The sequence below is a fragment of the Maribacter algae genome (genome assembly GCF_047345745.1).
Taxonomy (GTDB): domain Bacteria; phylum Bacteroidota; class Bacteroidia; order Flavobacteriales; family Flavobacteriaceae; genus Maribacter.
Genome location: NZ_JBLFES010000002.1, coordinates 684,883 through 697,819 on the forward strand (window position 1 = coordinate 684,883; position 12,937 = coordinate 697,819).

A 12,937-nucleotide genomic window follows, 5' to 3' on the forward strand; every position below is an offset into this window, starting at 1 on the left:
TAAATGAATAAGAGATTATTTGTGCTCTTAGTGGTTCTCATGAGCCTTTCGCTCATAGGGCTAATATTTGTTCAAAGTTTTTGGATTAAAAAATCCGTAGAGGATAAAGAGGAACAATTTTCAAATATTGTTTCAGAGGCTCTGAACAGCGTAACCACTAAGATAGCCGAACGAGAGACAAAGGATTATTTTGATCGCTATCTGGAAACAAAAGATAGTGTTGGTGAAGCAAAAGACAAACAGTTCAGAAATTTCTTTTTCATTGATAGGGATGTTAATTCCAATGAAATCTTGCTGTACGAGCATGGTATTTTAGAGGAAAAATATGGCATCTCTTCCACGTTCTTTGATAATGATGCTGCGGATACCACAATAATCAGTAATTATACCAGTAGAAGGAGGACTTCTATTTTTAAGGAAGATTATGATTTGGAAGGAAACAGGGTAAATCTGACTCCTTTACAACGTATTGAGAAAATTGGTGGCTTATCCAAATTTGATAAAGTAGCCATGGAGGACTTGTTCAGTACATATGCCAAAAGGGTTCCGATACACAAACGTGTTTCAAAGCAAGAAATAGAGTTACAGTTGCAACGCGAACTGGAAAATAGGGGTATAAACATTGCTTTTGAATATGGTGTTTATAGTAATGGCCTGCCTACCAAGGTAAAGTCCAAAAAGTTTAAATACACCGAAAGCAATATTTACAAATCGCCCATGTTCACCGATATTGAGGGTAGTTCAAACTTTGCGCTGTTAATCGCTTTTCCTAAAAAGAAGCGTTTTTTAGTACAGTCTATCTTAGGTTTGGCACTTTTGTCTTTGTTATTTACGTTGATTATTGTCGTAGCCTATTCTGGTGCCATTTACCAGTTAATAAAGCAGAAACAGATTTCCGAAATTAAAACGGACTTCATCAATAATATGACACATGAGTTCAAAACACCGATAGCTACTATAAATTTAGCAGTAGAAGCGATAAAGAATCCTAAAATAATCGCAGATCAAGAAAAAGTTGGTCGTTACTTACAGATGATTCGTGATGAGAACAAACGGATGCATGCTCAAGTAGAAAATGTTCTTAGAATTTCCAAGCTTGAAAAAAATCAGTTGGACATTAGTAAGGATAGGGTTGATGCACATGACATCATAAAAGATGCGATTACACATGTAGAATTGATTGTTTCCGATAGGGGAGGGTATATAGAAACACATTTGGATGCGGAACGCTCGGAAGTGTTGGCCAATGAAATGCATTTTACCAACGTTATTGTAAACATTCTCGACAATGGTGTAAAGTATTCGCCAGAAGCACCAAAATTGGATGTGTATACGGAAAAGGTCAAGAATTTCATTATTATCAAAATAAAAGATCAAGGAACCGGTATGAGCAAAGCGGTTTCCAAAAAAGTTTTTGAAAAGTTCTATAGAGAACATACCGGAAACATTCATAACGTAAAAGGTCATGGATTAGGATTGGCTTACGTAAAAAAAATAGTAGATGATCATCAAGGTGAGGTTTATGTGGAAAGTGAAAAAGGAAAAGGAAGTACTTTTTACATTAAACTACCTTTAATTTAAGAACAACAACTATGGAAACAATAAATAAGAAAATACTTTTAGTAGAAGACGACCCTAATTTTGGAATCGTTTTAAAGGATTATCTTTCTATGAACGACTTTGATGTTACTTTGGCCAAAAATGGTATGGAGGGTTTTGAGAAGTTCAAGAAAGATAACTATGACATTTGTATTTTGGATGTTATGATGCCCTATAAAGATGGTTTCACCTTGGCAAAGGAAATCCGTGAAAAGAACGAAAATGTTCCTATAGTCTTTCTTACGGCAAAGACAATGAAAGAAGATGTCTTAAAAGGATATAAGGCCGGTGCAGATGATTATTTGAACAAGCCCTTTGACTCTGAAGTATTGTTGATGAAACTTAAAGCAATACTTCAAAGAAAAGCTTCCAATAGCTTGGCTGATAGTAAAAAGTTTGAATTTACTATTGGAGGTTTTCATTTGAATTCCAAACTTAGATTCTTAAAGTATAAGGATGAAGAGGCCATAAAATTATCACCGAAGGAAAATGAGTTATTACGCCTTCTAGCGTTGCATGAAAATGATTTGATGCCAAGGGAGTTGGCATTGACCAAAATATGGAGAGACGACAATTATTTTACTTCTAGAAGTATGGATGTTTACATCGCAAAGTTGAGAAAATACTTAAAACGCGACGATACCGTAGAAATTTTGAACATACATGGAGAGGGATTCCGTTTGGTCATTAAGACCGATGGAGAATAATATATTCTCTCAATAATATATAGAAAGCATCCGTCAATCGGGTGCTTTTCCTTTTTCAAACGTTTTTAGTATGCTTTCCATTATTTCTTCAGGTGTTTTCGCAATGGAAACCGTAATAGCTTGTCTTGGTTTTTCCAAGGTATCAAACTGTGATTGTAACAGGCCAGATGGCATAAAGTGATTTTTTCGTTCTTTTAGTCTATTGCTGATTTCGGCTATAGTTCCATCTAGGAATACAAATTTATGTTTGTCAAGAAGATGTTTGCCTAAAATATCCCTATAACTTTGTTTTAAGGCGGAACAAACGATGACAGCTCCTTTTTCCTTATGCTGAATGGCTAAATGATTCAATTTCTCGAGCCAACCTTTTCTATCATGGTCATTTAATGGTTTTCCGCTTTTCATTTTATCTATATTTGACCGTGGATGAAAATCATCTCCATCAAAAAATGGAAAATTCAATGCTTTCGCCAACAGCTTCCCAATAGTGGTTTTTCCGCTTCCAGAAACCCCCATAACATATAGAATTTTTGGTTTATGTATTGCCAAGACTACTTATTTTTTTCTCGATGAGTTCAATTGCCGTTTGTTTTTCGTAATCATAATTCAACCAAAGTACATCTTTGGTTTTTTTAAACCAAGTCAACTGTCTTTTGGCAAACCTTCTGGTATTTTTTTTGATTTCGGAAATGGCAAAATCCAGTTCTATTTCTTTATCCAAATATTTGAAAAGTTCCTTATAACCAACGGTTTGTAAGGCGTTGTATTCTTTGAAGGGTACCAGTTCGGTAACCTCTTTCAAAAGCCCTTCACTTATCATCAAGTCCACTCTTTGGTTTATTCTATCGTAGAGTATTTTTCGTTCGGCTTGAAGACCAATGGAAAGTACTTTAAACTTTCGGTCCGGTCTTGGTTGGTTTAAAAAGCTTGAATAAGGTTTACCCGTGCCGATACAAATTTCCAAAGCCCTAATTAAGCGATGCGGATTGTGGAGGTCTACTTTTTCGTAATATTCAATATCCAATTCTTTCAATTTGGATTGTAATGCCGCTATTCCATCATTTTGCAATATCCTATTTAGAGATTTCCTGATTTTTGCATCCACACTAGGAAAAGAATCCAAACCTTTGGTAATCGAATCAACATACAGACCGCTGCCGCCCACCATTATTACGACATCATTTTTTTTAAAAAGTGTATGAAGGGTATATATTCCTTCGCGTTCAAAATCCCCGACGGAATAATCTTTCTTGATACTTTTATGTTGGATAAAATGATGTTTTGCTTGCGAAAGTTCTTCTTTGGAGGGAACCGCTGTCCCAATTTTCATTTCTTCATAAAACTGTCTGGAATCCGCGGAAATGATTTCCGTACCAAAATGGTTGGCCAAGAGAATTGCCAATTTTGTCTTTCCTATCGCTGTTGGTCCAATTACGGATAAAAGAATCTTACTCATTCAAAAGATTACCACAGTTATAGCAATGCTTGGCATTGTCCCTATGCTTTTCCGCGGAACAATAGGGACAGGACTGTGTGTTTAAATGCACATCTTCATATTGGTCCTGGACCTTGGCAGTTTCGTCACCATCTTTAGATTGTTTAGAGAATTCTACGGTAACAATACCTGTGGGTACCGCAATAATACCATAACCCAATATCATGATAGCCGTTGCTATAAATTGTCCTAAATTCGTTTGCGGTGCAATATCGCCATAGCCTACCGTAGTCAATGTAACTATGGTCCAATAGATACTTCTGGGGATGCTTGTAAAACCCGCTTCGTCCCCTTCAATGAGGTACATGACAGTTCCCATGATGACGGATAGAATGAGAACTACATAGATAAAAACGGCAATTTTTGTCCTACTTGCGCGCAATGCCTTTTTCAATTGAGAAGCTTCTCCTATAAATTGAACAAGTTTTAATATTCTAAAAATCCGCAACATCCTAAAAACCCGAAAAGCCAACAATACTTGTGAACCTGCAAAAATATAAGAGAGGTAAAGGGGTATGGTAGAAATAAAATCTATAATTCCGTAGAAACTGAAAATATATTTGGACGGTTTTTTTATAGAGACGATCCGTGCGATATACTCAACACTGAAAAATATGGTCACCACCCATTCCAAGGTCAGTAAAGTATCGTGATACTTGGCATCAATCTCCTTAACACTTTCCAACATGATAAGGACAACGCTCAATAGAATTAGGGCTATCAATGCCAAATCGAACCATTTTCCCATTGGGGTATCCGCTTCATAAATAATTTCATGGAGTCGGTTTTTCCAATTGGCTCTTGGTTGTGTTTTTTTCACCTTTATATATTGATAGGAATTTTTTTTAGAATTCTTTTTTTTCTTAAGAAAGATTCAATGATAAAATTAGCATTTTCTGTTCCGTTCATAGGGGTTAAAAGACTTTCCAAGATATGAATATTATTTATTTGATGGTTTAAGTCATAATATCCTATACCGGCTAGGCTTCCATTTTTAATAAGAATCGCACTATGTTCACCAATTTCCCGCCCTTTATCGATAAGCAACGTGTTTTTGTTTTGAAGACTATATTTATCTATGGCTGCCTTGGCCCTTTGGTTATAGGCAAGGCAATCTTCTTTTTTAATACATGCGCCATTACATTTTCCATCCTCATAATCGGAGCAATTCTTTTTTGCTTCACTTATGCCATTTACTTTGGCACAAAGGGAAAACTCCTTGGTCATCTTAAAAAGATGATTTTTGGCACTGAATTCCCCATTAAAACGCCCCAATCTGTATTTGCAATCTTTGTAGGGAACTACTTTAAAATCCAAATAACCGTTCCCATTTTGGTTCATACACAGAGTATGGGAAAACATTCTTTTTCGGGGTATTTGATTGTATTTGGGTCTGTTTTTTAAAAGTTCTTGATGCTCTTTGAGCAATGCTATCAATTCACTACCTGTTCTTTCAAAAGTGACTTTTTTGGTCTCTTTTACCAATTTACGGGCCTTGTCACCACTTTTTGTGAACAATTGGTTCACTCTTTTTTTAATATCGGTACTCCTGTTTAGATAGATGATGTCTCCATCTTTGTTGTGCATGTAGAGAACTCCGGTTTCATTGGGCATGTTTTGCACGATGTCCAATTGTTTTTCGGAAAGTTCTCCATGTTTCTCTTTTCGGATGACTTCCTTAATGATTTTTTTCTCGGAATCCCTTGCAAGGAGTAGCTTAAAAAGTTTAATGGTCGCCAAAGCATCTCCGTTGGCCCTATGGCGATCGCTCACCGCAATGCCCAAAGAACGTACCAATTTCCCCAAACTGTAGGATTCAGCATCCGGCAATAGCATTTTGGATAAATCTACCGTGCAGAGCGTCTTTCGTTCAAAATTATACCCCAATCTTCTAAACTCCGTGCGTAGGATACGATAGTCAAATTGTGCGTTGTGTGCCACAAGCACGGTGTCTTGGGTAATTTCTACGATTCTTTTGGCGACTTCGTGAAATTTAGGAGCGGTGCGGAGCATTTTATTGTTTATCCCCGTTAGTTTTACGACAAAAGGCTGAATTTCCTTTTCCGGATTTACAAGGCTAATAAAGGTATCTACCACACCATGACCGTCAAACTTATGTATCGCGATTTCCGTGATACCTTCTTCATTGTATTTACCACCCGTGGTTTCAATATCCAATATTGCGTACATGTACTTTTTTCCTAAATTATGGGTGTAAACGGTTGCTATGAATAGTTTCGAGCACCAAAGATACTACTTCCAATGCGGACCATGGTACTGCCTTCCTCAATGGCTATTTTGTAATCCCCGCTCATTCCCATGGAAAGGATTTCTATCCCTTCCAACACTGTTTTTAGGCGGTCATACTGCTTTTTTAGGCTGATGAACTCTTTTCGTACTTGATTCATATCCTTTGTGAAAGTAGCCATGCCCATTAGTCCCTTTATTTGCACATTTTCCAATTGAAGAAACTCCGGATTTTTAATTAAATCGAAAAGCTCCGTCTCATCAAAACCGAACTTGCTTTCCTCTTCCGCAATGTGCACTTGTAATAAACAAGAAATGATGCGTTTCTTTTTTTTGGCTTGTTTGTTTATTTCTTTGAGCAGTTTAAGACTGTCGACCCCATGAATTAAGGAAACATATGCTGCCATATATTTCACCTTGTTTCTTTGTACGTGACCAATCATGTGCCATTGTATGTCCTTTGGCATTTCTTCCCATTTTTGGGTCATTTCCTGAATTTTATTCTCCCCAAAAACACGCTGCCCAGCATAGTAGGCCTCTTCTAGATCGCTAATCGGTTTTGTTTTTGAGACAGCGACCAAAGTTACATTTTCCGGAATGGTAGTTTGAATCGATTTGAGATTTGCCGTAATGGACATAGAAAAAAACTATTTATTTTTTGAATTGGAACGATATTTTTTCCGCTTTTCTGCTTTCTGAATAATCATAGAATCCTTCTCCAGATTTGACCCCAAATTTACCTGCGGTTACCATATTCACCAATAGAGGGGAAGGCGCATACTTTGGATTTTTGAATCCGTCGTACATCACGTTCAAAATTGAAAGGCAAACGTCCAACCCAATAAAATCGGCTAACTGCAAAGGTCCCATAGGATGGGCCATTCCCAATTTCATGACGGTATCTATTTCCATAACACCCGCTACGCCATGGTGAAGGGTTTCAATGGCTTCATTGATCATTGGCATTAAAATACGATTGGCGACAAAACCTGGGTAGTCGTTGACCTCGGTAGGTGTTTTTCCCAATTTTTCGGATAGGTCCATAATGGCTTCCGTTGTTTCATCGGAAGTGCTATAACCCCTAATGATTTCAACTAATTTCATGATCGGAACCGGATTCATAAAGTGCATTCCTATTACTTTTTCCGGCCTTTTGGTAACGGCAGCAATTTGTGTAATGGATATGGAGGAAGTATTGGTCGCTAAAATGGTTCTGGTATCGGAAAGGGTATCTAAATCCTTAAAAATTTTCAATTTTAAATCGATGTTCTCCGTAGCAGCTTCAACCACCAAATCCGAATTTTCAACTCCGGATTTTAAGTTGGTCAACGAAGTAATATTCCCAAGCGTTTCAGACTTTTCGGATTCCGTTATACGCTCTTTGGCAATCATCCGGTCCAAGTTTTTAGTGATGGTCGCTAACCCTTTTTCCAAAGCAGCCTCGGATACATCCACTAAGTCTACTTTAAAACCATTTTGGGCAAATACGTGCGCAATACCGTTTCCCATGGTGCCGGCACCAATTACTGTTATGTTTTTCATAGTGTTTTGTTTTTAAACGATGCAATGATTTGAAGCGCCACTTCCAATGCCTGTGTACCCTGTTTTAAACTTACAACGGGAACGGTATCATTATAAATGGCATCCGCAAAAGATTCCAGTTCATCCAATATAGCATTGTTCGCATTGATTGTAGGATTTTCAAAATAAATCTGTTTTTTCTCTCCCTCTGCATTCTGGAGCACCATATCAAATTCTCCGGGAGTCTTTGGAGCGTCCTTCATTTTGACCACTTCTACCTTTTTCTCCAAAAAATCGACCGAGATATAAGCATCTTTTTGAAAAAAACGGGATTTCCGCATATTCTTTAAAGAAATTCTACTGGCCGTAAGATTGGCTACACAACCGTTTTCAAATTCCAAACGTGCGTTTGCAATATCCGGTGATTGGCTGATTACGGAAACACCGCTCGCATTTATCTGTTTCACTTCAGAGTTCACCACGCTCAAGATAGCATCAATATCGTGTATCATTAAATCCAATACTACGGGAACATCCGTTCCACGCGGGTTGAATTCGGCCAATCGGTGTGTTTCAATGAACATGGGACTTTCAATTTTATCCTTTACAGCGGTAAATGCGGGATTAAAACGTTCCACATGACCCACCTGCCCCTTTACATTGTGTTTTTCTTCGAGTTCCAATAGGCTTTTGGCCTCTTCCAAGGTATTGGTTATGGGCTTTTCGATAAAAATATGCTTTCCTTTTTCTATTGCTTTTTTAGCACAATCAAAATGGGATAGGGTAGGTGTCACAATATCCACAACATCTACAGCCTCGATTAGATCATTGATATTTTCAAAATAGCGATACCCAAATTCTGCGGAGACCTTTTTACCGTTTATGGCATCGGCATCGTAAAAACCCACCAGTTCATATTTCTCGGATTCATTGAGTAGACGTAGGTGTATTTTCCCTAAATGGCCAGCACCTAAAACCCCAGCTTTGAGCATATTTTATGTTTTCCACAAAAATAAGCATACTTCGCAAGTTAAATGAACAGCATTTTGAATTTGAGATGTTCTTAACTTTTAAGATCCGGCTTCAAATAGTAATCAGAACTTCCCTAAATTTGAATATCAAAACCGACTACCATTGAAAGATACCTTTAAACATAGGGGAATGCGCAATAAATTGGCGCAAGTATTAATTGATAAAGGCATAGGGAACAAGACTGTTTTAGATGCCATTAGGGACATTCCACGCCATTTGTTCATGGACAGTAGTTTTGAGGGGCATGCCTATCAGGACAAAGCTTTTCCCATTGCTGCCAATCAAACAATTTCCCAACCTTACACGGTAGCTTTCCAAACCGAACTTTTAGCTTTGGAAGGAGGTATGAAGGTTCTTGAAATTGGTACTGGAAGTGGTTACCAGACGGCGGTACTGTTAAAATGCAAGGCAAAGGTGTACACCATAGAAAGGCAATTGGAGCTATTTAAAAAGACCAACCTATTTTTTAAGAAAATGGGATACAGACCCAAAAAAGCCATTTTTGGAGATGGTTATAAAGGGCTGCCCGACGAAGCCCCTTTTGATCGTATTATCGTTACTGCAGGCGCTCCAGAAGTCCCAAAAGCATTGCTTTCACAATTAAAAGTTGGTGGAAGGTTAGTTATTCCGGTAGGTTTTGAAGAACAGATAATGACCTTGTACGTTCGTACCTCCGAGAAAGAATTCGAGAAAACCGAGTATGGTTCCTTTAAATTCGTTCCCTTATTGGAAGACAAAAATTAAGGTCTAATTATTGAAATTCTTTTTGATACGGTCTAGGTTTCTCTTATTGTCCCTGTCCTTTATGGTCTCGCGCTTATCATAAAGTTTTTTTCCTTTTGCGAGGGAAATATTAAGCTTGGCGAGTCCTCTTTCATTTATGAACAAATTTAAGGGAACAATGGTGAGGCCGGAAGTCTTCACCTCTTTATGTAGTTTTTTCAATTCCCTTTTGTTCAAAAGAAGCTTTCGCTGCGCTTTGGGTTTATGATTGTAGTGGGATGCATGGGAGTACTCATCAATTTGCATATTAATTACAAAGAGTTCCCCTTGCTCATTGAACTCGCAGAAGCTTTCCGAAATGGAGGCACGCCCATTTCTAAGGGACTTTATTTCCGTTCCACCTAAAACGATGCCAGCCATGTATTTATCGAGCAATTCATACTCGAACTTGGCTTTTTTATTTTTTATGTTGATGTTATTCTGCATTCACTGCAAAAATAAGTACTATTACAGAATAAGAATTGTTTTATAAAAAGAATTAAAACGATTCCTTTGTAATGAAAGGTAATTACAACCGAATAATACAAAAAATATAAGATGCCCAAGTACCTCATTTTTGCAATTATCCTATTTTGTTTGTCTTGTAAACAGAAGCAAACCGTTCCAAGTGCCCAAGAAATAGTAGATAAGAGTATAGCGGTCTCAGGAGGTGAGCTTTATACCCAAAAAAACATTGCTTTCCGTTTTAGGGGGAAACAATATAGGGCCGAAATAAAAGGAAAAGGTAAAATCCTAAAGCGTAGTACTCAAAGCGACAGTTTGAATGTTCTTGATGTAAAATCACCTAACGGTTTTCAACGTTTCATCAACGACAGTCTCGTAGTATTGGCAGATACCACGGCGAATAAATACGCTAACGCTGTTAATTCGGTTCATTATTTTGCGCAACTCCCCTTTGGATTGAACGATCAAGCCGTGAACAAAAGATTTTTGGGAAAGACGACCATTGGGGCCAATGATTACTATAAAGTAGAAATCACTTTTGACCAAAATGGAGGTGGCGATGATTTTGATGATGTGTACGTATATTGGTTTAATACAACGACCTGGAAACCGGACTATCTGGCCTATGAATTTCATGTAAACGGTGGCGGTCAACGCTTTCGCGAGGCATATAACGAAAGACAAGTTGGCGGAATACGTTTCGTGGATTACAAGAACTATAAGTCCAACAACTTGGATAGTCCTATCTATGAAATAGACCGTTTGTTCGAACAGGGCAAGTTGGACCTGCTATCCGAGATTAAACTGGAGGATGTTCAAGTTACTACGGGCAATTACAATTAAAAATGAGTTTGTTGGACGTAGCTACACCGTTCACTATTTGAACAATAAATAAAGTTCCATTTTCACTTTCGTCAATTTGACCATACTTTTCTTGTCCTAACAATTTATTTACAAAATCTGGAGTACTATTGCTATGGCCTACAATGAGTACGTTCTTGTTTAGATTCGTAGCTTTAAATTCTTCAATATTTACAATTCTGGGGTCATAATATTGCACATCGATGTTTTTCTTGACAGAAGCCGGGGCGGCAGTCATTGAAGTTCTATTGTAATCCGTGGAATAAATAGCATCCAATTCTACCTCATCCAATATTTCTGCCCAGTGCATGGCTCTTCCCAATCCTTTTTGGGTAAGTTCCGGATCGGGATTTTCGGCATCGCTTTTATCTTTTTCCGCATGCCTGATCAAATAAAATGTAGAAATATCAACCGATTCTTCTTTGTTCTCGGCAGGTTTATCTTCCTTACAGGATAAGGAAATGAATAAAACGGAAAGGATTACATATTTAAAGTATTTCATAATGAAATGATATTAAATTTACATGAACTAAAAATAACTGAAAATAGAACGATAAATTACCTATTTTTCGTTTTTTTGCATATGAGAAAATTTTGTGGGACACTTCTTATTTTTTTTGCAGTTTTTAGGGCGAATGCTCAAGATGCGCCTTTACCAAATGATTTTAGGCAGCAAAATCTTACGGAATACAACTCAAATTTACTGAATCCGGCCTATGCGCTGGATAGGAACAATCCTTCCTCCATCGCTTTTTGGTCCAGATGGCAATGGCAAGTGTATGATGCCGATCCCACTTCCCTGTTTTTGAATTATACGTTGCGACTTAATGAATCATCGGCTGCCGGTGTAGGTTTTTTTCAGCATAATACCGGGATTTTCTTAAATACCGGAGGAGCTTTAAATTATGCTTATGATATTAAGTTCAACGATAAGACTTCATTGGGTATTGGATTAAATCTGTTTGGATATCAACAAAAATTAGCGGACGATCGTTTTTTCATCCCCAATCCTATACAAACTTCAATTACAAACGATTTTATAGTACAACTTGCCCCAGGTATAAATTTCAGGGTTGATAAATTCAGTCTGGGCATCACTTCGGAGAATTTATTCGATTATAATTTTAGTACGAGCCAGCGTAATACAGACCCCGGGGATATTATTGTCTTTGGGTTGGCCAGTTATGATATTCCGCTACAAGTGGGTTCTGATGGGAATTCGATGATACGGCCTGCACTTTATATAAAGTCTATCCCCGGTTTTGACACACAGTTCGGTTTCACAGGATTGTTTTCTACCAGTAAATTTTGGGTACAAGGTGGATATAACAGTTTTTATGGAGTTTCCGGAGGTGTTGGAGGACGATTTTTTAAGCGTTTCTCCATCGGTGCTTTGGTGGAATTGGGAATAGATTCCCAATTGGAGGGCAAAGACCCTTCTTTTGAACTGGTAACATCGTACAAGCTCGGAAATCTAGAGAAGCCAAGTGACACCATTGAAGAACAACTCATTGCGGAGGAAACGGAAAAGGAAGAAAAACTCAAAGCGGCATTGGAGAAAGAAGAGCGCTTAGCACTCAAAGAAGAGTCGAAAGAACAGGAAAAACTCGCGAAAGAAAATGCAAAACGTGTTAAAGATTCCATACAGGAATCAAACAAAGGCAAAGTTTTGGCCCAAAAAGAATCTCGGAGAGATTTGAAACGTAGAACAGATTCCATTAATAAGGCGAAAGCTGAAGCTGCACTCGCCGAAGCCCGATCCATGGCCCGGAAACGTAGAACCGATTCTATTAACGCAGTTCAAAACGCAAAAGAAGAAGCCCTTGCCTTGGCAATACAAAGAAAGAAAGATTCCGTTGCGGCAGCTACATTGGCAGCAGCCGAAGCAGCAGAGAAAAAAGCGGAACTGGAACGTTTAGCGCGACAAAAAGAAGTTGTAACCGTCCAAAAAGGGGAGAAGTATGAGGAAGTTACCAAAGAAGGTAAATTAAGACCTGGTTACTACCTCATTGCCAATGTGTTTGGCACTAAACGTTATTTTGAAGCTTTCTTGGCCGATTTGAAGAAAAAAGGATTGAATCCCGGTTCCTTTTATCGCGATTTGAACAAATACAACTACGTATATTTAGCGCGGTATGATTCCATTGACGAGGCTCGTAAAGCTAGGGATTCCAAATTTGGCGGAAAATATCCTGATAAAACATGGATATTCAGGGTAGTAGGGGAATAGTAAAATATTGGAATCTAA

14 protein-coding genes are annotated in these 12,937 nt (G+C 38.0%); 5 read left to right on the forward strand and 9 right to left on the reverse strand.

Translation table 11 applies throughout. The annotated features are described in order from the left end of the window. Positions 1-3: 3 nt before the first annotated feature. Both ACKWBX_RS10155 and ACKWBX_RS10160 read left to right on the forward strand, forming a co-directional pair. Complete coding sequence (locus tag ACKWBX_RS10155; protein ID WP_413968566.1) at positions 4-1,581, forward strand: sensor histidine kinase; 1,578 nt, start codon at positions 4-6, stop codon at positions 1,579-1,581. An 11-nt stretch (positions 1,582-1,592) separates the two neighbouring features. After that, positions 1,593-2,306: a response regulator transcription factor gene (locus ACKWBX_RS10160; protein ID WP_413968567.1), complete on the forward strand. Its 714-nt coding sequence runs from the start codon at positions 1,593-1,595 to the stop codon at positions 2,304-2,306. Positions 2,307-2,339: 33 nt separating this feature from the next. Here ACKWBX_RS10160 and ACKWBX_RS10165 read toward each other — a convergent pair whose 3' ends face one another. From ACKWBX_RS10165 to ACKWBX_RS10195, 7 genes are read right to left on the reverse strand one after another with little or no spacing between them, the layout of a single operon-like run. Next, positions 2,340-2,855, reverse strand: coding sequence for a gluconokinase (locus ACKWBX_RS10165; protein WP_413968568.1), 516 nt, complete (start codon positions 2,853-2,855; stop codon positions 2,340-2,342). Beyond that, complete coding sequence (gene miaA, locus ACKWBX_RS10170; protein WP_413968569.1) at positions 2,842-3,762, reverse strand: tRNA (adenosine(37)-N6)-dimethylallyltransferase MiaA; 921 nt, start codon at positions 3,760-3,762, stop codon at positions 2,842-2,844. The genes ACKWBX_RS10165 and miaA overlap by 14 nt, the downstream gene beginning before the upstream one ends. Further along, entirely contained in the window at positions 3,755-4,627 is an 873-nt protein-coding gene (locus ACKWBX_RS10175) for an ion transporter (protein WP_413968875.1), read from the reverse strand. The genes miaA and ACKWBX_RS10175 overlap by 8 nt, the downstream gene beginning before the upstream one ends. After that, positions 4,624-5,991, reverse strand: a complete 1,368-nt coding sequence (locus ACKWBX_RS10180; RefSeq protein WP_413968570.1) for an exonuclease domain-containing protein — start codon at positions 5,989-5,991, stop codon at positions 4,624-4,626. Before ACKWBX_RS10180 ends, ACKWBX_RS10175 begins: the two co-directional genes overlap by 4 nt. 35 nt (positions 5,992-6,026) lie before the next feature. After that, complete coding sequence (locus tag ACKWBX_RS10185) at positions 6,027-6,686, reverse strand: YggS family pyridoxal phosphate-dependent enzyme (RefSeq protein WP_413968571.1); 660 nt, start codon at positions 6,684-6,686, stop codon at positions 6,027-6,029. Between the two features lie 13 nt (positions 6,687-6,699). Beyond that, positions 6,700-7,590 (reverse strand): 3-hydroxybutyryl-CoA dehydrogenase, encoded by an 891-nt coding sequence (locus ACKWBX_RS10190; protein ID WP_413968572.1) that lies wholly within the window; start codon positions 7,588-7,590, stop codon positions 6,700-6,702. Further along, positions 7,587-8,561, reverse strand: a complete 975-nt coding sequence (locus tag ACKWBX_RS10195; protein WP_413968573.1) for a Gfo/Idh/MocA family protein — start codon at positions 8,559-8,561, stop codon at positions 7,587-7,589. Before ACKWBX_RS10195 ends, ACKWBX_RS10190 begins: the two co-directional genes overlap by 4 nt. A 142-nt stretch (positions 8,562-8,703) precedes the next feature. Between ACKWBX_RS10195 and ACKWBX_RS10200 the strand changes: the two genes are divergently transcribed. Then, the gene (locus ACKWBX_RS10200) at positions 8,704-9,345 is read left to right on the forward strand and encodes a protein-L-isoaspartate(D-aspartate) O-methyltransferase (RefSeq protein ID WP_413968574.1); all 642 of its coding nucleotides are present in this window, start codon (positions 8,704-8,706) and stop codon (positions 9,343-9,345) included. A gap of 3 nt (positions 9,346-9,348) precedes the next feature. Here ACKWBX_RS10200 and smpB read toward each other — a convergent pair whose 3' ends face one another. Further along, entirely contained in the window at positions 9,349-9,810 is a 462-nt protein-coding gene (gene smpB, locus ACKWBX_RS10205) for an SsrA-binding protein SmpB (protein WP_413968575.1), read from the reverse strand. Between the two features lie 111 nt (positions 9,811-9,921). Between smpB and ACKWBX_RS10210 the strand changes: the two genes are divergently transcribed. Beyond that, positions 9,922-10,671 carry a DUF6503 family protein gene (locus ACKWBX_RS10210; protein ID WP_413968576.1) on the forward strand — a complete coding sequence of 250 codons (750 nt, stop codon included), beginning with the start codon at positions 9,922-9,924 and terminating at the stop codon, positions 10,669-10,671. On the opposite strand, the gene ACKWBX_RS10215 is transcribed toward ACKWBX_RS10210, so the two are convergent. After that, on the reverse strand, positions 10,652-11,191 hold the full coding sequence (locus tag ACKWBX_RS10215; protein ID WP_413968577.1) for a SixA phosphatase family protein: 540 nt from the start codon (positions 11,189-11,191) through the stop codon (positions 10,652-10,654). The genes ACKWBX_RS10210 and ACKWBX_RS10215 overlap by 20 nt on opposite strands. Positions 11,192-11,272: 81 nt before the next feature. Here ACKWBX_RS10215 and ACKWBX_RS10220 point away from each other — a divergent pair, with 81 nt between their 5' ends. Next, on the forward strand, positions 11,273-12,919 hold the full coding sequence (locus ACKWBX_RS10220; protein ID WP_413968578.1) for a PorP/SprF family type IX secretion system membrane protein: 1,647 nt from the start codon (positions 11,273-11,275) through the stop codon (positions 12,917-12,919). Positions 12,920-12,937: the final 18 nt, after the last annotated feature.

Bases quoted from the DNA above. Each gene is read 5' to 3' on its own strand.
- ACKWBX_RS10155 (WP_413968566.1), top strand. From the start codon at position 4: ATGAATAAGAGATTATTTGTGCTCTTAGTGGTTCTCATGAGCCTTTCG.
- ACKWBX_RS10160 (WP_413968567.1), top strand. From the start codon at position 1,593: ATGGAAACAATAAATAAGAAAATACTTTTAGTAGAAGACGACCCTAAT.
- miaA (WP_413968569.1), bottom strand. From the start codon at position 3,762: ATGAGTAAGATTCTTTTATCCGTAATTGGACCAACAGCGATAGGAAAG.
- ACKWBX_RS10180 (WP_413968570.1), bottom strand. From the start codon at position 5,991: ATGTACGCAATATTGGATATTGAAACCACGGGTGGTAAATACAATGAA.
- ACKWBX_RS10185 (WP_413968571.1), bottom strand. From the start codon at position 6,686: ATGTCCATTACGGCAAATCTCAAATCGATTCAAACTACCATTCCGGAA.
- ACKWBX_RS10190 (WP_413968572.1), bottom strand. From the start codon at position 7,590: ATGAAAAACATAACAGTAATTGGTGCCGGCACCATGGGAAACGGTATT.
- ACKWBX_RS10195 (WP_413968573.1), bottom strand. From the start codon at position 8,561: ATGCTCAAAGCTGGGGTTTTAGGTGCTGGCCATTTAGGGAAAATACAC.
- smpB (WP_413968575.1), bottom strand. From the start codon at position 9,810: ATGCAGAATAACATCAACATAAAAAATAAAAAAGCCAAGTTCGAGTAT.
- ACKWBX_RS10210 (WP_413968576.1), top strand. From the start codon at position 9,922: ATGCCCAAGTACCTCATTTTTGCAATTATCCTATTTTGTTTGTCTTGT.
- ACKWBX_RS10215 (WP_413968577.1), bottom strand. From the start codon at position 11,191: ATGAAATACTTTAAATATGTAATCCTTTCCGTTTTATTCATTTCCTTA.
- ACKWBX_RS10220 (WP_413968578.1), top strand. From the start codon at position 11,273: ATGAGAAAATTTTGTGGGACACTTCTTATTTTTTTTGCAGTTTTTAGG.